General features: G+C 56.4%; 12 protein-coding genes. 7 read left to right on the top strand and 5 right to left on the bottom strand.

All coding sequences use genetic code 11. The features are described 5' to 3' along the window. The first annotated feature begins 65 nt into the window (after positions 1-65). The 3 genes from J5J09_RS22335 (at position 66) to J5J09_RS22345 (ending at position 4,219) form a co-directional block, all read left to right on the top strand. Entirely contained in the window at positions 66-779 is a 714-nt protein-coding gene (locus tag J5J09_RS22335; RefSeq protein ID WP_208554423.1) for an ABC transporter ATP-binding protein, read from the top strand. Next, the gene (locus J5J09_RS22340) at positions 776-3,325 is read left to right on the top strand and encodes an ABC transporter permease (RefSeq protein WP_208554424.1); all 2,550 of its coding nucleotides are present in this window, start codon (positions 776-778) and stop codon (positions 3,323-3,325) included. Before J5J09_RS22335 ends, J5J09_RS22340 begins: the two co-directional genes overlap by 4 nt. A gap of 153 nt (positions 3,326-3,478) precedes the next feature. Next, positions 3,479-4,219: a Bax inhibitor-1/YccA family protein gene (locus tag J5J09_RS22345; RefSeq protein WP_208554425.1), complete on the top strand. Its 741-nt coding sequence runs from the start codon at positions 3,479-3,481 to the stop codon at positions 4,217-4,219. A gap of 115 nt (positions 4,220-4,334) precedes the next feature. Here J5J09_RS22345 and J5J09_RS22350 read toward each other — a convergent pair whose 3' ends face one another. Continuing rightward, positions 4,335-5,522, bottom strand: coding sequence for a polysaccharide biosynthesis/export family protein (locus J5J09_RS22350; protein ID WP_208554426.1), 1,188 nt, complete (start codon positions 5,520-5,522; stop codon positions 4,335-4,337). Between the two features lie 115 nt (positions 5,523-5,637). Then, entirely contained in the window at positions 5,638-6,927 is a 1,290-nt protein-coding gene (locus J5J09_RS22355) for a capsular biosynthesis protein (protein ID WP_348646505.1), read from the bottom strand. 129 nt (positions 6,928-7,056) lie between these two features. Between J5J09_RS22355 and J5J09_RS22360 the strand changes: the two genes are divergently transcribed. Then, positions 7,057-8,334, top strand: a complete 1,278-nt coding sequence (locus tag J5J09_RS22360) for a capsular biosynthesis protein (RefSeq protein ID WP_208554428.1) — start codon at positions 7,057-7,059, stop codon at positions 8,332-8,334. Between the two features lie 10 nt (positions 8,335-8,344). Here the strand turns inward: J5J09_RS22360 and J5J09_RS22365 are convergent, their stop codons facing one another. The 3 genes from J5J09_RS22365 to J5J09_RS22375 all read right to left on the bottom strand — a co-directional run bounded on the left by J5J09_RS22365 (position 8,345) and on the right by J5J09_RS22375 (position 18,079). Further along, positions 8,345-9,139 carry an SDR family oxidoreductase gene (locus tag J5J09_RS22365; protein ID WP_208554429.1) on the bottom strand — a complete coding sequence of 265 codons (795 nt, stop codon included), beginning with the start codon at positions 9,137-9,139 and terminating at the stop codon, positions 8,345-8,347. A 62-nt stretch (positions 9,140-9,201) separates the two neighbouring features. After that, positions 9,202-10,584 carry an aminotransferase class I/II-fold pyridoxal phosphate-dependent enzyme gene (locus J5J09_RS22370; RefSeq protein ID WP_208554430.1) on the bottom strand — a complete coding sequence of 461 codons (1,383 nt, stop codon included), beginning with the start codon at positions 10,582-10,584 and terminating at the stop codon, positions 9,202-9,204. Between the two features lie 43 nt (positions 10,585-10,627). Then, complete coding sequence (locus J5J09_RS22375; protein ID WP_208554483.1) at positions 10,628-18,079, bottom strand: type I polyketide synthase; 7,452 nt, start codon at positions 18,077-18,079, stop codon at positions 10,628-10,630. A gap of 271 nt (positions 18,080-18,350) precedes the next feature. Here J5J09_RS22375 and J5J09_RS22380 point away from each other — a divergent pair, with 271 nt between their 5' ends. Genes J5J09_RS22380 through J5J09_RS22390 form a run of 3 tightly spaced genes read left to right on the top strand, consistent with a single transcriptional unit; the run spans position 18,351 to position 21,030 of the window. After that, positions 18,351-19,118, top strand: a complete 768-nt coding sequence (locus J5J09_RS22380; protein ID WP_208554431.1) for an ABC transporter permease — start codon at positions 18,351-18,353, stop codon at positions 19,116-19,118. After that, complete coding sequence (locus J5J09_RS22385; protein WP_208554432.1) at positions 19,115-19,774, top strand: ABC transporter ATP-binding protein; 660 nt, start codon at positions 19,115-19,117, stop codon at positions 19,772-19,774. The genes J5J09_RS22380 and J5J09_RS22385 overlap by 4 nt, the downstream gene beginning before the upstream one ends. Then, the gene (locus tag J5J09_RS22390) at positions 19,774-21,030 is read left to right on the top strand and encodes an RkpR, polysaccharide export protein (protein WP_208554433.1); all 1,257 of its coding nucleotides are present in this window, start codon (positions 19,774-19,776) and stop codon (positions 21,028-21,030) included. Before J5J09_RS22385 ends, J5J09_RS22390 begins: the two co-directional genes overlap by 1 nt. Positions 21,031-21,169 lie beyond the last annotated feature (139 nt).

Genomic DNA, 21,169 nt, shown 5'->3' on the forward strand with positions numbered 1-21,169 from the left:
CCTAAATTCCTTGAGCAGCAAAACGCCGCGTTTCAGGTTCAGCACGCTATATAGGACGCCCAGGTTTGAGAAAAACGATCATCGAGCTGAAAAAAGCGGATCTCACCCTCGGTACCGCAGCATCTCGCGTGCACGTACTCAAGCAAATCGATTTGACGGTAGAAGAGGGGGAAGCTGTCGGAATTGTCGGTCCTTCAGGATCCGGAAAATCGACACTCCTTATGGTTTTGGCCGGCCTCGAGCGGTTGGATAGCGGGGAGATCAACATAAATGACGTACCGCTACATACATTTGGCGAGGACGAACTGGCGAACTTTAGGGGGAAGAATATCGGTATCGTTTTCCAGTCATTTCACCTCATAGCCAATATGACGGCGTTGGAGAATGTGGCTTTGCCTCTGGAGTTGGCAAACACGCGCAATGCATTCGATATTGCGCGGAAAGAGTTGGAGGCAGTGGGACTAGGGCAGAGGCTGACCCACTATCCCGGGCAATTATCGGGCGGCGAGCAGCAACGCGTGGCGATCGCCCGTGCCCTCGCCCCGTCCCCTTCCGTGCTGATCGCGGATGAGCCAACCGGCAACCTTGACGGCGAGACCGGGCGACATATCGCTGATCTTTTGTTCGCAAAACAGGCTGAGCGTGGCACGACGCTTGTCCTAGTCACCCATGACCCGGTCCTCGCAAACCGATGCACGCGCCAGATCAAGGTAAGGTCGGGTAGCCTGGAAGGTCCAGAAAGACGAGAGGAAGCCGTGCGGGAAATTCATCGAGCATGAGGAAATCACTCGCTCTCGTGCCCGTGTCATTTCGCATTGCGCTACGCGAAATGCGTGGTGGGCTCAGCGGATTTTACATATTCTTGGCGTGTATCGCTCTGGGAACGGCGGCGATCGCCGCGGTCAACTCGGTATCCTCGGCAATTACGGCCTCAATCACGTCCGAGGGACGAACCCTTCTTGCCGGCGACATCCGGTTTGAATTGAACAACAGAGAAGCGAGCCAATCTGAGCTGGCCTTCCTGCAGAAGTTCGGGGCTGTTTCGCAGTCTGTCGGACTTAGATCGATGGCGAGACTACCGGATGGAACAGACCAATCACTCGTAGAGCTGAAGGCTGTCGATGAGTCGTATCCCCTCTATGGTGAATTGACGACCGAGCCAGCCGGTTTGGCCGCAAGCCTCTTTGCGCCGCCGGAAGAGAGCACCTACACAGCTTTGGTCGCGCCACTGCTGCTTGACAGAATGGGCCTTTCGGCCGGCGATCACCTGCTTATCGGAGATGCGCGGTTCAGGATCGCGGCAGCCGTGGTTACGGAGCCAGACGCGCTTTCAGAAGGTTTCGGTTTCGCGCCACGTCTTATGACGAGCCTTGCCGGTTTGCGGGCGACAGGCCTGCTCCAGACCGGCAGCCTGGTTGAGTACACCTATAAGATCAGGCTTTCACCCAGCGCGCCCTCGATAGAGGACATACGGGAAGCATCACAGAAGGACTTTCCGAATGCGGGTTGGTCAATCCGCAGCAGTGACCGGGCAGCACCGTCGCTAACGGAAAACGTGCAACGCTTCTCGCAGTTTCTTACTCTTGTCGGCCTCACAGCGTTGGTGGTTGGAGGCGTGGGCGTGGCCAACGCCGTACGCGCTTTTCTAGACTCAAAACGGACGGTGATAGCGACTCTAAAATGCGTTGGTGCCCCCGCCGGGGCCGTGGTCATGGTCTACTTCTTCCAGATCGCGTTCATAGCACTAGTCGGGATCGTGATTGGTTTGGTGGTTGGAGCAGCGGCGCCCATGTTGGCAATGCCTTACCTTGCCCGTTTCCTGCCAATATCCGCGGGGCCCGAACTTCATGGTCAGGCCCTAGTCTTGGCGGCTCTCTTCGGCATACTAACCACCCTTGCGTTTGCCATCATTCCCTTGGGTCACGCACGGAAGGTCCCGGCTACCGCACTGTTTAGGGAACACGGGACCCAGTCGAAAGGGCTTCCCTCTTGGTCCTACCTAACGGCAACCGCAGTTACATTGCTAGCGTTGGCCACGCTCGCGATCTGGTCCGCAGAAGACCGTTTCCTTGCGCTTCTTTTTGTCGGCTCCATGGCGGTTGTCTTTGCAGTTCTTCGCTTCGTCGCCTGGATTGTGACGGAAATCGCCAGACGCGCACCGACGACGTCCTCGGCCGCGCTACGTCTCGCTATTGGTAACATCCATCGCCCGGGAGCGCTCACCGCATCGGTCGTGCTCTCGCTTGGATTGGGCCTTTCTCTCTTGGTCACCCTTGCATTGATCGACGGGAACCTTCGTAGGGAACTGACGGGCAATCTTTCGGAGCGCGCTCCGAACTTCTTCTTTGTTGATTTGCAGCGAGACCAGCTCGATCAGTTCCGTGCTCTGATCTCGGAAAAATCGCCAACGGGCGTTCTGGCGGAAGTCCCGATGCTACGCGGCCGCATTCTCGAACTCAACGGCATGGATGTTACCAAGATCGACGTACCACCGGAGGGGCGCTGGGTATTGCGCGGGGATCGCGGGATAACATATTCGGAGAAGCTGCCGGAAAACGCATCCCTGACGCAAGGCTCGTGGTGGCCGGAAAACTATCAGGGAGAACCTCTGGTTTCGTTTTCCGAGGAGGAGGCGACAGAGCTCGGGTTGAAGCTTGGCGATACGGTAACGGTTAACGTTCTTGGCCGAAGCTTGACGGTCAAGATTGCGAACTTTCGCAAGGTGGAGTGGGAATCGTTGTCCATCAACTTTGTGATGGTCTTTTCGCCAAACACCTTCGCAGGCGCTCCCCATGCTTGGTTGGCCACCCTCACTGATCCCACTGCGACGGCCGAACAGGAGGCAGATATCTTGCGCAGCGTTACAAACACGCTTCCGACCGTCACCACTGTCCGCGTGAAGGACGCCCTCGACACCGTCAATCGCCTCGTCGCTCAGTTGGCAATCGCGATCCGCGCGGCCGCTTCCGTCGCCCTTGTCGCATCGATTTTGGTCCTTTCAGGCGCGCTTGCTGCCGGTAACAAGGCTCGGGCGCGTGATGCCGTGATTCTGAAAACCTTGGGCGCCACCCGAGTGATGCTAATCAGGGCATTCAGCTATGAATACCTCTTGCTGGGGGCAGCAACAGCGGCATTCGCCTTGCTCGCGGGCGGCGTTGCCGCCTGGTTTATAGTGAGCAAAATCATGAATCTCCCGGCCACGTTCCTCCCCAGTGTCGCCATCGGCACATTGCTGGTGGCAATGATCACCACGATCGTTGTCGGACTGATAGGCACGTGGCGCATATTGGGACAGAAGGCGGCCCCGGTGCTCCGTGAGCTTTGAGACGGCTTTGAAACTCGCGGAATTTTGACCGGATCGACCTTGTTTGGGAGGGGAACTGGCATCATATTGTTAGCAGGCATGCTGGAGCTTCGCAGCGGCGCCTGGGCGTTTGCCCGACACCGTAACCAAATCGAAGCTTATAAAGAGGAAAATATGTCTGATTACCGCAATTATCCCAACCGGATGGCAGGCAGCGCCGCCTCGTCGACGATGGTCGATGAAGGACTGCGCGCCTATATGCTGAAGGTTTACAACCTGATGGCTCTCGGCCTCGCGATCACGGGTGTCGCGGCTTACCTTGCCTTTCAGTTCGCATTCGCCGATGGCCAACTGACAGCTTTCGGCCAGGCGATCTATGTAAGCCCGCTGAAGTGGGTGGTAATGCTGGCACCGCTGGCACTCGTATTCTTCATGAGCTTCCGCATTAATTCCATGAGCGTATCTGCCGCTCAGACAACGTTCTGGGTTTATGCAGCGTTGATGGGTCTGTCGCTGTCGTCGATCTTCCTGATCTACACCGGACAGAGTATCGTGCAGACGTTCTTCGTGACGGCAGCCGCCTTCGGTTCTCTGTCGCTTTACGGCTACACCACGCGCCGCGACCTGTCTGCAATGGGCTCCTTCCTGGTTATGGGTCTGTTCGGACTGATCATCGCTTCATTGGTAAATCTCTTCCTAGCGTCGTCAGCCTTGGATTTTGCGATCTCGGTGATCGGCGTTCTCGTGTTCGCGGGTCTGACCGCATGGGACACACAGCGGATCAAGGAATCCTACTATGAAGCCGACGGCGTGGATGTTGCCGGTCGCAAAGCCATCATGGGTGCGCTTCAGCTCTACCTCGACTTCGTCAACCTGTTTTTGTTCCTCCTACGCTTCCTCGGAAATCGCGAGTAACACAGCCTAAAGGTCACACGACGCAAAAGCCCCGGTCGCTCGACCGGGGCTTTTGTTTTGGAGATGATCGCGTGGCGACAAAGGCCGCTCGCCGGCACTACAACTATGCGTAACGTTATTCTTGAAGAAGCTGTATCCCTCGAGCGATGCCAACTGCATCGTCCGCGATACCAACCGGCTGACGGATCATCGTCATGAACTTCACAAAGTCCACGGAAGGATGTCTGGACGCGTAAATCACATCGCGGTTCTTGATAGGGAAGGTCTGGCCGATAATCAGGCTATCGGCAACCGACATGTCAAAGCGATAGACGATCGGATACTTGCCGTCTTTGTTCGGCTTCATGCCCTTAGCGACGAGATCGTGGAACCGCTCGGCGGAAAGCAGATCGGAAACGATCTCCGGTTCCTCGTAGCGAAATACGAAATAGCCCCTGGCGTCGGCACGCGCATCCGCCCCGCCACCAGCCAGCGCAATAGCTTCGAGAAGATTGACCTCGTTCGCGCCGAAGGGGATGCGACCATTCTTCCAGACCTCGCCCAGAACGGTAAACGTCCTCGGATCCCTTGATACGAAAATCTGGTCCTTTGGCTCGACGTAGATATTTTCAGACGGGTTGTCGAGCAGCGTTTGCAGCAGCACCGAGCCAGTTCTTTGACCGCGCACGAGAGTGACATACGATTCGTAAGGCTCAGCTTCCGGACCGCCTGCTCTCGCAATTACTTCGCTGATCTTTTCCGCCGTTAGGCCGAGCGGCACGACGGAAGGGTGTCCCACGGCGCCAGCAACAGCCACCGTACGCGAAGACGATTCCAAGGCATTGACGATAACGTCGGGTTCTACCGCCTTGTTGGCCAAAGAGCCGAGAACAGCCTGACGTGCTTCTTCCAGCGTCCGTCCAGCAAAAGTCACCATCCCGACGTAAGGAATGGCCGCCTTGCCATCAGGCTGAACGACGACCTCTATGTTGGTCTGCTTGGAGTCCGAAGTCGAGAAAAGACCATCAGCACCAGCCTCGAAGATCGTGATACGGAGTCGGTCACCAACGCCAATAACTGGTCTCGTCGCGGCACCACCCAATCCGAAGCGTCGCTTCAACATGCCCGTCGAAAACTCGGCAACCGTACGAGCGGCGGTGCTGTCTACGTCCACCACGTCAAATACTACCCCGTGGGCACGCTGGGTTTCCGTCAGCGACTTACCTGCTTGAGCATTGATGTCGGACGCCAGAGGGCCTGCACCGGGAACAGCCTCACAGCCTGCCAAGCCGGCACAAACAATCACAACTGCAATGCGCTTCAAAACCCGTCTCCCGACCTTCGTCCGCCAACCCTGTAACACGGGCACGCACGAAAACTCCACAACCCAATTACACTAAGGGCACTCAAACTAATAATTTAAGAACGGCACCGTCACCCTATTGCATCGCCTCAGGTCGAGCTTGGATGCCCTTTTGCCAAGTGAGTCTTGGCGGCGTATCAAGAAATCCACCGGGGAGATTGACCTCTCGTGCGACAATTCGCCGAACCATCTCGGCAATCGCGACGACTTTCCCCTCCCTATGATAAAAATTTCCTTTCACCTGTATGGTCGCCGCAAGCGCCTGCACGAGATCATCGACCAAAGCCGGATCGACCGGCGAAGGGTTTCGCCAGAAACTGTCTATGCCATCCTGATGCGTAAGCCCCTCCACGTCGTATACGGCGCAACCAAGCGCGATGGTAGGCTTGAGCGTTCTGATACTATGGATTCCAACGGTGGAATTGACGACAACGACCCCGGTCGCAGACTTGAGGATTGCGTTCAGATTTCCCTGTTCAAAAAACCGAACCCGCTCTTCCACCCCATAGCGCCGTGAGATTGAGGTGACCCTGCTACCCCATCGCTCGATCCCGTTGTCAAGGGGATGCTGCTTGATCAGGAGAGATGCATTCCTGTCGGCATATCTTGCAAACGAACCGATAACTTCGTCCAGCATGTCGGCCAAATGGACGAAACGCGAATTCGCGCGTATCTGGTAATCGCTTTGCAGCTGCAGCGCCACGAGAAAATAGGGCGTGAGACCGTTCTGAAGCTCCTCGGATGCCAGATGCCGGGTCGGAAAGAATGCTCGCACGACCCAAGGTAGGTAGTCCTTGAGAGCGGAGTAGTATTTGTCGTCTGAGAAGAAGGGGAAGAACGGGCGTCCGAAATACGCAACTAGATTGTAGAGTACTTCGTTGAATGCCTCCTGACCGAAGGTATGCGGATAGCGCACCGTAAGGTCCGGCGCGGCCACAGATCGGGCAATTGCCGATATTTGGGCTGGGTCCACCGGGAAATGAGAAAATCGCCCCATCCCGCCACGTTCAAGAGTCAGCCAGTCAGGGCGAAGATAGCCGTGTTCGACGGCGTGACATCGTACCCCCAACGTCTCCGCGACCTCCCAAGCGGTCCGATGATACGGAAGTTGGTCTGCATAGTAGAGGATGTCCGTCACCCCCTCCTTTTTGATCAAGGCTTCGACAAAACCCCGCCAGTGCTTTAGAGGTTTGCGGAAGTTGATGGCACCTCGCTTTCGCCAGAATAATTGATCTCCCAGCGAGAAATTGACTCGCAAGGTTTTGACACCGGCCAGTTCGAAGGCATCAGAAAGCTCCCGCCAGAAGACAGACGGTGGCCCCTGAAGGAACAGGATGACAGGCTTGGTTTCACGCGGCTGCTTCACAACGGACATCGTGCTTGAGATACTCTGCAATGGATTCGCAACCGGTCACCGATTCAGGATGCTTTCATGTGGAAAGAGCCGCGACTATAAGTGCCGTGTTGCCCCTGAACAAGTTGCTATGTGAGTCGAATGCGGCGTTTGTCACTACTCCTTCTGCAGGGACCTGCATCGCCCTTTCTGAAGCAGGTAGCCCACTGCGTTGAACAGCGCGGCGGCGTCGTTCACAAGATCAACTTTTGTCTCGGAGATGCCCTCTTCTGGTGGCCTCGATCAGGGGATTGGTTTCGGGGAGCGGATGGGCAATGGGCTGACTTCCTGAAGAATTATATCGCTGTGCATGGCGTAACCGACATTCTGATGCTCGGGGATGGACGTCCGAAACATGCTGAAGCACTGGACGTCGCCAGACAAATAGGGATTCGCGCCCATGTTTTTGAACACGGATATCTCCGGCCCGACTGGCTGACGCTGGAGCCGTTCGGCATGTCTAGCCAATCCTTGTTTCCAGCGGAAATCGAAGCTTTGAGAACATTGGCGTCAAGGCCTGTTCCGCAGCAGAGCCACTCGTTCAGATCGAGCTTTTTGACCTACGCTCTTTACGATCTCGCCTTTCACATTCCAAACGTTCTCCTCGGATGGATTGCCCATCCGAACTACCGCACGCACGGCCCCGTCCACCCTGTAGTCGAGTATGCCGGATGGGTTGGAAAGGCTTTTACGGGACGCCGGCGTTCCGGCCAGGCTGCGAAGTTGGAGGCCCACTACCTTGGGGCCAGTCATCCATCGTTTTTTCTCTTTCCGCTTCAATTGCCCGGCGACTACCAGATAAGAAAGCATGCACCGATCGGCGACCATTATCGCTTGGTCAGTGCGACGATGCGATCCTTTGCCAAGAACAGCGCCCCGACGGAGCGGCTGCTTTTCAAAGTTCACCCGATCGACAACGGGCTGTCAGGTTGGCGACGCAAGATCTTAAGCTGGGCTAAGGGTTTGGGGATCGGGGAACGCGTGGACGTCATCGACGGCGGAAATCTGGAAAAGCTGATTGCTGCCAGCGTCGGCATCGTGACGATAAACTCCACTGTTGGCCTGACAGCCGTCCTAGCCCGAAAGCCGGTTATCTCGCTTGGTGCATCGATTTACGATTTGCCGGGGCTGACGTGGCAAAAGAGCCTACGTGAATTCTGGCAGGAAGCCATGCCGCCCGACAGCGAAGCGGTCGAAATTTTCGAAAAGGCATTGATGGCGACCATCCAGGTCCGCGGCGGTTTCATCGGCAAGGAAGCAATAGCCACGGGCGCTTCCAATCTAGTGGGCAGACTCCTTTCGGATCCCGACTGGTTGGACCCCGAGGCCCAGCGCCACAGAAAGTTTTTTCGCTACGAACGCGAGCTGCTCCAGACCTGACAATCCGCACCTAGACAATATGCCTGGTGCGCCTCCTGAACCACCAATACAGCATAGGCTTCACCAAGGGACCAAAACGGGCGAGCAGCGTCAGTCCAGGGCCAAAATGAATGACGTCCGCACCTCGCGACAACAGTTGCTCGATGCGTTCTGCAACCCTGCCGGCTGTCCACGGGCGAACGGTTCCCATAACCGCAATCGCCTGGGGACTGCGAAGCGGCAATTCATTGGCAAACTGCGGCGTTTCCGTATCAGGCGGATAACATATGGAAACCTTTACTCCGTAAGGAGCGGACTCGACACGCAGTGCCTCCGAGAAGCCGACGAGAGCGGACTTCGACGCGCAATATGCTGTATAGCCGTGGATGCCGATAAGAGCCGCCCCGGAGGAGATCATCAAGATACGCCCCTTTCCACGCTCCTTCATCCCGGCGTAAACGCACCGGATGGCATTTGCCGTCCCGATCAGGTTCGTCTCTACCTGCGCAGAAAAGCGGCTGCCATCCAGGAGATCAAAAGCGGCCGGCTCCACGAGCCCCGCAGACGTTATCAGGATATCGCAAGGGCCCAAGGCAGCTTCCGCCTTTGCCGTTGCATCGCGAAGGGCGGGTTCGCTGTTTACGTCCGCCTCCAGCGCCATCAACCGTTGCCCAAAGCCCTCATTCAGAGCCAGTAGCTCCTGTTGAGCCGCCTCAAGTCTGCTTTTGGACCGCCCCACCAGTGTGACCGCCGAATCGCGCTCAAGATAGCGGCGCGCCAAGGCGAGTCCGATGCCACTTGAACCGCCGGTAATGATCACATGCATGCCGAAGAACGCACCCTGTCGAGTTGGCTGAGCAGGGGGTTCGGTATCCCCGCTTGAACCGTTCAGGCTTGGGCCAGCCGCGCCAACACCTGCATCACCTTGGCGGAACCTATGCCGAAATTTCGCTCTTTCAGTTTCGCAAGAATATCAGCAGTCAGATCGACTGCGCGCCGGATCTGTTCTTCCGAATGGGAACTGGTAATGAAAAACCGCAAGCGGGCGAGCCCCTCGGGGACGGCCGGATGTATGATCGGCAACACGTTCACCCCGGCGTCAAAGAGCTCATTCGACAGTTGCACAGCTCGCAAAGAGTCCGCCACAATCACCGGGACGACTGAATATCCCTGACTCAGACCCGTATCAAGCCCGCGCTCCTTTGCATACTCTAGGAACGTTTGGCTGTTCCGCCGAAGTGCGTGGACACGCGCAGGCTCGTCCTTCAGCACCGACAGGCTGGCCATCGCAGAAGCCGCAAGCACCGGCGCCAATCCCACGCTGTAAACAAAGCCGCCTGCCTGCGCCTTTAGCAACATGATAAGGGCCTCGCTGCCGGCGATATAGCCGCCGCAGCTGCAGGTCGTTTTCGATAGCGTACCCATCCAGATGTCAACTTCGGATGGCGAGACGCCAAAATGCTCGAAAATACCCCTTCCGGTATCCCCAAGAACGCCCAGCGAATGAGCCTCGTCCATCATGAGCCAGAAATTGAATTCCTGCTTCAGCCTGACGAGACCGGGCAAGTCGGCGATATCGCCGTCCATTGAGTATATGCCTTCAGCAACGACCAGAATGCGCTCGTAGTCACCGCCAAGCGTTCGGAGCAGCCGCTCAAGATCGGCCATGTCGTTGTGCTTGAAGAAACGTCGGTTGGCGCCAGAGAGTTTTATTCCTGACAAGGCGCTGTTGTGGATGAACTCGTCATGCAGCACGAGATCTCGCGGTCCCATGATACATCCTATCGCGGCAACGTTGGTCAGGTAACCGCTGACAAAACAGACGGCCGCTTCCGACTCGTAGTTCTGGGCGAGTGCCTCTTCGAGGGCGACATGGATAGTGCGCTCGCCCGCGACAAGACGGCTTGCGGATGCGGACACGCCGAACTGTGCAAGCGCTTCCTCTGCCCCAGCGAGCACGGCAGGATGTTTGTTGAGACCGAGATAGTCATAAGATGCGAAGTTGTCGTAGGACTTCCCGCCGATGAGGGCATAGGCACCACTTGCCGCCTCGTGAGCCCGATAGAACGGATTAGCCATCCCGAGTTGCTCACCAGCCATCTTCTGCACGACGACCTGCTTGTACTCGGCCAACTGGTCGAAGCTCGGCTGCTTACGCACCGCGGCCCGAACCACGGACGCCTCACCCGTACGGGATTGCCGACCTTGCTCGATCGTCTTATGAACGTTTTTCATACGATCCAAGAGATCCTGACGCTTATTTCCGGTCATTCCCATGCCTCTCCAGTCTATCGTCGACCGGGCGCCCGGTTTATCAGGCTGACCCGGTATGTCGACGGCTCAGTTCATCAACGATCTTGGCGTCCGTAGACGTCTCTCCATCGTTGTCCCCGCCACCGCTGCGAGCACTGACCTTCTCATAAAGCCGGCGAGTGACATCACCCACAGTTGCATTATCCGACAGGCTGCTTAGCGGCATGTCGAAACCAGTATTCTGTTCGAAGTTCATTCCAAGTTCAACGGCCATAAGACTGTCGAGCCCGATCTCTTTCAAAACGCTATCTTTATTCACGCTTTCAGGCGCCACGCGAAGGATGCTGGCGATCTCATTTGCGATGACCTTGAAAAGCGCATCTTGCGCTTCCGCCGGCGATTTGCCTTCGATCATCGCGACAAGATCGATTTCTCCACCCTCCGAGCCTCCCGCATTTTGGGAGGCTTTCCGTGTCACAATCTCGAACAGAGCTTCCTTTACGACCGGAAGATTGTGGGCCATCGCCCAGTCAAACTCCGAGATCATCACCACCGATGCGTCTACGCTGTCGGGCGCGATTTCGATATACTGTTCGACCAGATGAAGGGCATCGCGTGCAGGCAGGGCGGTTTTCCCGAGCCGTCGGTCCAGGATTTGTCCCACATCGGTATTGCGGGCGAGATAACCAGCGTCCGCAATGGCTCCAAAACCCACCGCCAGCGCCGGGAGGCCCTCCTCACGGCGAGCACGGACCAGTCCTTCCATGAAGCCGTTGGCGGCAACGTAGTTGGACTGTCCAGGATTGCCAACCATTGTGGTAACCGAGGAAAACGCTATGAAATGATCCAGGTTGTCGTGCCGTGTAAGCCGGTCCATGAGCGCAAGCCCCTTGGCCTTTACGTCGATTACTGGACGATTACGTTCTTCGGTCAGGTTGCCAACCAGAGCATCATCAAGAATCATCGCCGCGTGGACAACGGTCTTGAGCGGAGCGACCGTCCTCAGCTTTTCCAAGAGTTGCTGCACGGCGATTTCGCTCGTCACGTCACAAGCGTGAACGACGGCAACGACGCCATCGCGCGACCAACGCTGCATAGCCGCCTGCGTTTCCGCGTCGGGAATTCCTTTGCGGGAACACAATGCGATGTAGCGGGCGCCCTTTTCGACAAGCCAATCTGCGGCCGCAAGGCCAAACCCGCCGATGCCGCCCACCACCAGATGCATTCCGTTTGGATCAAGCTCAAGCTGGCGACGTGCCCGAACCGCAACCGGGTCCTTGCCGGGTACCGGCGGAAGCACGACAATCTTGCCTATATGACCTGAGTTTTGCATCAGCCGGAAGGCGTCACCAATCTCATCGTAGTGGAACGCACGATACGGAAGCGGCGAAAAGACGCCCTCCTCGAACAGACGACCGATCTCCGCCAAAAGACGACGCGAAAGGTCGGGCTGAAGCACAAGCAACTGATCGGCATCAATACCGAAATAGCTGATGTTTCGACGGAACGGACGCAAGCCGATTTTGCTGTCGGCGTAATAGTCGCGTTTACCGAGTTCCAGGAAACGACCAAATGGCTTCACCAATGAAAGGCTCTGCTCCATCGCCTGACCGAACAGGGAGTTGAGAACGAGATCGACACCCTCATCACCGGTAATAGCCCGCACATCGGCAACGAACCCGAGCGATCGCGAGTCGAACACATGGTGAGCACCCAGCATCTCGAGGAACCGTCGCTTTTCAGGCGTTCCGGCTGTCGCAATGACAGTGGCACCTACGTGTTTTGCGACTTGAAGTGCGGCCAGGCCGACACCGCCTGCAGCACCGTGGATAAGTACCGTATCGCCTGGCCGCATACGACCCAGTTCTATCAAGGCGTAGTAAGCCGTCAGAAATACAACCGGAATCGAAGCAGCGGCAACAACATCGACGCCCTCCGGAAGCCTTGCAACGCCATCACGCTTCACCACGACGTGGGTGGAAAACGCCGAGGCAGCGATCGCCATAACCCGGTCGCCAACGGCAAGATCGGTAACATCGCTACCCACTTGGACGATTTCGCCGGAGAATTCCATACCGATGGAAGCCCCTGCAAATCCGTCTTCCAAGGCCTCCTCAGGCAGCAAGCCCATAGCCCACATGACATCGCGGAAGTTCAGACCGGTCGCGGCCACACGCACGACCACTTCGTCCGGACCAGCGGCCGGAGTATCGGTGCTCTCCCAACGGATAGTTGAAACCTGAGACGGCACCTGCTGACGAATGGTCGCGGCGGCAAACTGCGCTGTCGTTCGCGCAACCGTCGTTAGTGCACCAGGGACGGCTCGGACCTCTCGTAGTGCCCCGTCCGCAACGTACCACTCGCGTACATTACCGACATCGCCCAGAACCCGGCTCATCACGTCGACCAACCCGCCACTCGCGCGGGTTGTCGGGTCGGCATCAAGAACGCGAATATCCGCGTAGTCGAACTCGTTGCGAATAACCCGCAGGTAGGTCCACAGACCAGTGTTGACAGGGCTCGAAGCGGCATTGCCATCGGTCTTGGCGAAAGGCGCACCGTTGGGAGCAAGAACCAGTAGCGGCATTCCCTTTTTCACGATCACCGTATCTCGGCAATCGGCAAACGCCATCGCAAAGGCATTGATGCCCATGACGCGTTGCAAGAGGACGTCGGAGGAATCGGAGCTGTTGTCTTCCGACACATAGACCATGGCCCGTAGATCATCGCCGTGTTCCTGCAACGCCGCGAGTATGAGTTCTCTGTCCCTAACGAGGTCCTTTCCAACGGACAAACTGGCGATCGGTACGAAGCGATCGCCAAGCCACTGCTTAACATCGGACGCTGCGATACTTCTGTCCGACAGCAGCAGAACCTTGTCAGCAGCCGGGGGTACGGTCGCTTGACCATCCAAGACGGTTTCGCGAGGCTTCACCGCCTGGACAGTGACGATGCTGCCACCCGACAACTCGCGTGCCGCGGTTCTGACCTGATCGAAACCCATTTCTTCGAAGATTTTGCCCCAGGCATCGGCAGTCTGGAACACGTTGATCTCGTCGACGAGACCGAACACAAAATCGGTAAAGACACTTGGCGAAGTGAAGGCTCCAAGAAAAGCCTGCGTACCACGCAACCATGCCGCAATACTCGCATCCGCGCGCAGTAGCGCCGAAAGAGTATCGGATGCGCTGACCACCAGATCCGCATCCCCCGCCAATGCGAACTGATCCGGCGACATCACCTTCACATGCGGATCATTCTCGAACTGCACCTCAAGATTACGCCTAGCACCGCCGTCCGCCTCACATATGACGAGCGAACCGCCTGCAGCCAGCACAGCATCGGCAATTCTCCGGCTAACATGGGCCGACACCGTTGCGACCTCGACGACTTTGACGCCTGCCGTTGCGTTTCCGATATCGCCCAAAACGCGCCGAAGCGCAACGATCAGCGTATCGGCTCGTTCCTTTGCAGTGACTGAGTGAACGGCATCGTGCGAAAGCGTTGCTTCGCTGACAAAAGCTTCGGTCCCGCGTTCAGGCACGTCGCCAACGCTGTCGCCCTTGATCAAAGCAAGCGCTTCCCGATGGCAATCGTTCAGCAATACAACGTCTACGCCACGATCAGGTGACGTCGCATAAATATCCCGGAGAAGCTCAGCGGCCAGCGGTAGCGATACGTCTTTTTCCAGCGTCCATGCACCGTCGTCGGCTTTCGCAAACCCGGCGTCGACCAACAACTGCAGACAGTTACTGAGGTATCGACGCGGCCCCAGTTCAACTGGTAGATCCGACACAGTGACCACATTGCCGCTCTTTGCGAGCTTTCCACATACCTCGTAGATCGCGCTGAACACGGCCGCTTGGAGCAGCAGGCTGTCGTTCCCAAGGCCGACTTCTTCGACATCGGAGAAGGCATCATCCACGGCGAGAACGGGACCGTGTTCCTTACGTCCATCGACTTTCGCGAGAACCGACTCGTAATGGAAGGAAAGTGCGTCAAGCGTCTTATGCTGCTTGAGGAACGTGCGCCGGAACCGGGCGTCGGCGAGAACAGCGATGCGCTTGCCGTCTGCACCAAAGATGTGGAAGTTCGCCTTTATCGACGTGCCACTAAGTCGCTCGATTTCGATAATAGCGCTCGAAACGGGCTCTCCAAGGCGTTCGATGCTGATCCGACCGAAGCGAACAGGTATGTAAGGCGCGCCGCCGCGCTCGCCGCTGAAGCGATCGAAAAGTGCGACAAGTCCGTGGAAAATCGCATCAACGGACAGTGGGTTGAGATTGAAGCTCAGGAGCGGATGCGCGATCGGCGCGGCTTCGTTGAGCTCCACGGCAACAATACGATCGCCATAGCTTGTCGCCCTCTTCAGAAGCTGGAAACGCGGCCCATAGTCCAAACCGAAATTGGCTGCCGTGCGATAGGCCTTGTCCGCGCCGACAGACACTGCCTCACCGACAAGCGCGGGAATAGGCGATGATCCCACCTCGACGGTCGCAAGTTTACGCATCCGGCCCACAACATGGACCGACCAGTCATCATCGGAAAGGCGCTCTCTGGACCGTATTTGGAAATCACCGGTCTCCGGGGAAATGAGCGTCGACAGCTCGAGCATGCGACTCTGGCTGAGCTCGAGTGGACGAACGATTTCGAGGTTCGTGATCTCGATCCGTTCGCTGTCAAAAAACTGCCGACCAGCACCGATGGCGATTTCGATAAATCCGCTTCCCGGCAGGATTGAACGGTTGTCGACGACATGCTCGGCCAAATCCGGAAAGAGATGAGCATCAACATGGTTCTTCCAGGCAGTGCCATTCGGGTCCGTGCGCCATCCGACGAGTGAATAGGGGTAGCGGCCGTTGCGACCATAAATGTCAACGCGATCGGTTGTGGCTTCGGGATGGAGTTCTGTTTTGTCAAACGGCAACACTGGTAGCGCTACCGCTGCATTACGCGCGCCGAAAATCTTGGAACGATCAACCGCAGCGCCAAATGCGATGGCACGCGACATTGCTCGCTCAACGGGGTCGGAAACGGCTGGAACGGTTTCTCGCGAGAGAGTCGAAACAACCGTGACTGCGGCAGACCGCTGCTCGGCTACATCATTGATATAGCTCGTCAGAATTGGTCGCGGGGAAACCTCGATAAAGATATTGCAACCAAGCGCGATGGCTTCTTCGACTGCATGCATGAACTTCACGGGCTGCCGGACATTCCGCCACCAATAATCGGGATTCAACGAATTCCCGGTTAGCACCTTACCCGTGACGGTCGAGATGAAGGCCTTCCCGCCGGACTTTGGATGGATCGGCGGCATATCGGCAAAAAATGCCTCTCGCGCCTGATCGATCAAGGGGTGATGGAAGGGATAGTTTATATCCAGTGGCTGAACTGCCACCTTTCGCTTCCTTGCCTTCTCACGAAGGCTCTTGATCTGGTCCACAGCACCGGAGATTGTCACAGAATTGGGCGCATTTATCGCCGCAACCTGCAATTCGCGCAGGTCCAGCGATCGCAACAACTCCTCTGCTGCCTGTTCACCCAGTTTGACCGCGGCCATCGTACCCTGGCCAGCAAGCACATCTTGATGGAGTGATCGCTTTGCGATGACAGTGACGGCATCCTCAAGGGTGAGGGCGCCGGCAGCATAGGCAGCTGCGACTTCGCCGACAGAGTGGCCAAATGTTGCGGCAACCTCGACGCCCATGGCGATCATTGCGTCGCTGAGGGCAACCTGAACCGCGAACAGCACAGGTTGCGCTAGTTTGGTGTCGGCGAGGCGCGTTTCGAGATCGGGATCCGCAAGAACCGACACAAGGTCGATATCGGAATACTTGGAAAAGAGTCGAGCAACTTCGTGATAACGCTCCCGGAACACGGCATTATGCTCAAGAGCGTCAACGCCCATACCTGCCCACTGCGCACCATTGCCTGAGAATACAAGGGCGACTTTGGGATCGCGCGAGATCGCCTCTCCCATTTCCGCTGCACCGGTGTCGCCTGAGGCAAGGAACCGATCAAGTGACGTCAGTATGGAGGCATCATCGCCCTTCAGGACGTACCTGTGGCGTAAAGCTGCTCGGTTCATACCGGATGCTGCGATGATCGCCGCACGGCCGGCATCATCAGCCAAGGCCAAACGATCGCGATACTGCTCCAGCAACCCTCGAAGGCTATCCGCTGTATGTGCACTGACCATAAAGAATGGCTGGATCGCTGGAGCTTCTGCGACGACCGCCGGACGTGGGTCGGCAATCACCACGTGCGCGTTAGCACCGCCGAAACCGAACGAATTGACACCTGCCAATCGCGCCTTCTCGCGTCGCTCCAACGTCATTCCGTCGCTGGCAACACGAACGTTGAGACCCTCAAAATCGATCGAATCGTTCGGAGTATCGAAATGGAGCGAAGCCGGAAGATAATCGTTCTCCAGTGCCAGCATAGCCTTCATAAGGCCAAGAAGGCCGGATGCAGGCTCCGCATGCCCGATATTGGTCTTGATAGATCCGATAACGATCGGCTGCTTGCGGCGGCGACCAATAACCTGACCCAACGACCACACTTCCGCCGGATCCCCAACTTTCGTGCCCGTACCATGCCCTTCGATGAAAGCGACGGTATTGGGGTCTATACCCCCGTCGATGTAGATCGACTTCAGAAGCGCAGCCTGGGCTTCGCGAGAAGGCAAAGAAATGCCGTTGGTCCGGCCTGCCGCGTTGGTGCCTGATGCAATAATGGTGGCATGACTGCGGTCACCTTCGGACGAGGCGCGATCACTGCGCCTTAGGACGAGAACGACACCGCCCTCGGCTCTCACGTATCCAATACCGTTATCGTCATACGCGCGGCAAAGACCGTCCTTCGACAACATGCGCGCCTGGGCAAAACCAACGAAAGGTAGAGGATGAACAAGGACATTCACTCCGCCGACGATAGCAGTGTCCACTTCGCCGGAGTTCAGCGCCTTGATGGCATGATCAAGCGCGACCAACGACGATGAACATGCCGTGTCCACTGTTAGACTCGGCCCATTCAAGCCAAATACGTGGGATATTCGGTTTGACACAATCGACAGCGTATTGCCCGTCATGAAGTGCGGCCCGGGAGCGGCAGGATCCTCGACGGATAGGTTGCCATGGTCGAGACTGGATGCGCCGACGTAAACCGCTACGTTCTGGCCTTGCAGGCTCGCGGCGGGAATATTGGCGTCCTCAAGCGCACGCCACGTCAGCTCCAACAGCACCCGCTGCTGCGGATCCATATAGAGGGCCTCGCGCTTGGACATGCCGAATAGCGCCGGATCAAAACGATCCAGTTCGTCGAGCACACCTGCCGCGTACGTATAGTACTTTCCAGGAACTCCCATCTCGGGGTGCCAGTAGCGGGCCAATTCCCAACGGTCATGCGGAATCTCTGAGATCATGCACTTTCGCGCAAGCATGATCTCGAACAGTTCCTCGGGAGAGTTCGCTCCTGGTGCGGCGCATGCACGCCCGATGATCTCTACGCTCATATACCCGTTCGCAAATTTGAAATCCTCGGGCATGAAACGGCAGTAAACATAACCCGACATTAGAAGTTTCTTTCCACAAGTCACTTAGACAAGCAACTGCGGACCGTCAATTCCGTTTGCCGTGCGAAAAAGAGAAGGTTGCCTCAATGTGACGCGGCAACCGCAGGCCGCGATTGGCAAAAGATTGAGCTCCCCGCAATTCTGCCATTTTGCACCGCGAGGTGTAGAGTGATAGAGCAAGGCCTCGTAATCGTTCCGCACGGACTAGAGAATGCACTGGATTACACATATCCGCATCGTGGCGGCACTTTTGATAAGGGAAATGTCGACTCGCTTTGGCAGTCGCCCCGGCGGATACATCTGGGCTCTGGTGGACCCGGCGGCTCATATCGCGTTGCTGACGATGCTTTTCCAGGTGATCGCGCGCGTACCTTCGCTGGGCTCCAGCTTTCCTCTTTTTTTCGCGACCGGCTACATCGGTTTTCAATTTTATCAGGCTTCAGCGACATATGTAAGCAGTGCGCTTTCCGCAAACCGAGCACTGTTGAACTATCCCAGTGTCGCGCCTGTTGACACACTTATAGCCCGTCTCGTCCTCCAAATCGCAACAACCGCTTTTGTCGGGGTGCTGGTGATAGGAGCCATATCCCACGGGCTTAAGACACCTTTGACGTTGAACTGGGCGGCGATATTGGAGGCGATTTTCGCCGCCGCGTTTCTGGCTCTTGGTGGAGCTCTAGCAAACACCGTTCTCTTTTTAAAATGGCCGTTCTACGAAAGTATCTATGGTATTATAACACGCCCTCTTATGTTGCTCTCGGGTGTTTTTTTTCTGCCCGATTCAATTCCCCATCCCTATCAGGACATACTGCTTTTGAACCCTGTTGTTCATATTGTAATCCTGTTTCGCAAAGGGTTTTATCCGGAGTATAGAGGTGAAGCGCTGAGTTTGGACTATCTGTACGGCTTCTCGGGAATTCTCCTTCTTTTAGGAACGGCGTTGTTCACGGCGTCATCGCGCGTGTTGAGGAATGAATGATAAGGCTTGAGCACGCCACGAAGCACATGCGACACAAGGGCCATCGGAAAACCATACTTGATGGCGTTTCGCTGGTTTTGAAAAGAGGACGTGGCATCGGCGTGCTGGGCCGAAACGGCGCGGGAAAGTCTACGCTGCTCCGCTTGATTGCCGGCACGATACAACTTGATTCGGGACGCATAATTCGGCGTGGCCGGATATCTTGGCCCCTAGGTTTCAATGGCAGTTTCGTCGGCAATCTCACAGGTGAGCAGAATGTCCGCTTCGTAGCCCGAATCTATGGGGTCGACACCGACGAACTCCTAGCCTACGTGGAAGAGTTCGCCGAACTTGGCCCTTTCTTCCGGGCACCTGTCAAGACTTACTCCTCGGGAATGAAGGCACGACTGGCTTTCGGGGTAAGCATGGGTGTGAAGTTCGATTATTACCTCGTTGACGAGACGACAGCCGTCGGCGATGTCAATTTCCGCAAAAAGTGCGCCGCTGTCTTCAACACCAAACTTGCCGACTCGGATGTTATCATGGTCTCCCACAGTACGAGCACGATAAGAGAATATTGCAAATGCGGTATCGTGCTCGAAAAGGGTAAGGTCACCTATTTCGACGACATCGAAGAGGCGATCCGGCAACACGATAGGAACATGGGACAACAGTAATGGCAAACCCATCAAACCCCGTTGGGGAAAAGACCGCAAGGCCGCGGCCGGTGGCACACCCGAACGTCCGGGTGCTGGAGGGCCTCCTGCAAACCAAAAAGAAGAAAAAAACGGGCCTTCTTAAGATTCGTCATTGGGTCATGATAAGCGGCTTTTTTCTTCTCGTGCTAGTTCCTACCGCGCTATCTAGCCTTTACATGAGCGTAATTGCTGCAGATCAATATCATAGCTCTACATCGTTCGCAGTGAGAAGTATCGACAGCGCGGCGATGACATCCGATATCCTCGGCATGTTTAGCCAATCTGCTTCCAGTAGTACTGTAGCTGACTCCTACATTCTTCAAGACTATATCCTTAGCGAAAAGATGGTATCCGAGCTCGATGCGGAGTTCGACCTGGAAACAATTTACGCCCCCCGCGGCCTCGACTTTTTCTTTGGACTGGCAAGTCATAGTCCCATTGAGGATCAGGCCAGCTACTGGAATCACATGGTTCAGGTAAACTTTGATCACGCTTCTGGAATTATACAGTTGACGGTTAAAGCGTTCGACCCTGAAACAGCTCGTAAAATTGCAGATTTTATCGTTAAGCGCTGTGAAAACCTGATCAATCAACTGTCAAATGATGCCAGGAGCGAGACCGTGAGGCTGGCGAACGAGGAAGTTCACTTAGCCGAAAAACGGCTCGCGGGAGCGAGGCTGGAACTCCGTCGGTTCCGCGACGTATCCCAGGAGGCAGATCCTGTCGAAGGAGCAAAACTGGCGACGCAACTGGTGGCTTCGATGGAGCAGGAACTGGCGCGGCTTAATGCCGACCTCGCAACGGCACGTCAGCAGATGGCGGAAGACACTCCGCGCATACGTGTCATCAAAGCCCAGATCAACAGCCTAGAGACACAAATCGTACAGGAACGCCAGAGGCTCGGCGCTGGTGAAGTTACCGCGGGTGCATCCGGAGAAACGGGAAGACCTGGCGTTGATTCTGCGGTCTCTGAGCGGCTTCAGGTATTTGAAGAACTTGAAACGCAGCGCGAATTCGCTCAGCAGAGTTACGTCGCGGCTTTAGCAAGCCTAGAAAAAGCCCGTATAGAGGCAATCAGCAAGCAACGTTATCTTGCGACGTTTATCCAGCCCACACTGTCTGAACAGGCTCAGTATCCGAACCGCTTCTTGAACGTGTTGCTAGTGTTTCTCGGAGGCCTTTTCTTTTGGGGCGTGGGCACACTAAGTTATTATAACATCCGCGACCGTGCATAACGGTGGAACAAAAAAAGGCGTCCTGAACGGACGCCTTCAGACTGCTGACAAACCCCTGGCTACATCCGGGGGTTTATGATTCACTGGGACATGTTGAAGAAACCTGCTCCCGAACAGACGGCTCTCGAGATGGTGACGC

Source organism: Ciceribacter sp. L1K22 (assembly GCF_017599385.1).
GTDB lineage: Bacteria > Pseudomonadota > Alphaproteobacteria > Rhizobiales > Rhizobiaceae > Allorhizobium.

Excerpts from the sequence above, each read along its gene's own strand:
- J5J09_RS22385 (WP_208554432.1), top strand. The coding sequence starts at position 19,115 with ATGATAAGGCTTGAGCACGCCACGAAGCACATGCGACACAAGGGCCAT.
- J5J09_RS22345 (WP_208554425.1), top strand. The coding sequence starts at position 3,479 with ATGTCTGATTACCGCAATTATCCCAACCGGATGGCAGGCAGCGCCGCC.
- J5J09_RS22390 (WP_208554433.1), top strand. The coding sequence starts at position 19,774 with ATGGCAAACCCATCAAACCCCGTTGGGGAAAAGACCGCAAGGCCGCGG.
- J5J09_RS22365 (WP_208554429.1), bottom strand. The coding sequence starts at position 9,139 with ATGCATGTGATCATTACCGGCGGTTCAAGTGGCATCGGACTCGCCTTG.
- J5J09_RS22340 (WP_208554424.1), top strand. The coding sequence starts at position 776 with ATGAGGAAATCACTCGCTCTCGTGCCCGTGTCATTTCGCATTGCGCTA.
- J5J09_RS22380 (WP_208554431.1), top strand. The coding sequence starts at position 18,351 with ATGCACTGGATTACACATATCCGCATCGTGGCGGCACTTTTGATAAGG.
- J5J09_RS22370 (WP_208554430.1), bottom strand. The coding sequence starts at position 10,584 with ATGACCGGAAATAAGCGTCAGGATCTCTTGGATCGTATGAAAAACGTT.
- J5J09_RS22375 (WP_208554483.1), bottom strand. The coding sequence starts at position 18,079 with ATGAGCGTAGAGATCATCGGGCGTGCATGCGCCGCACCAGGAGCGAAC.
- J5J09_RS22360 (WP_208554428.1), top strand. The coding sequence starts at position 7,057 with ATGCGGCGTTTGTCACTACTCCTTCTGCAGGGACCTGCATCGCCCTTT.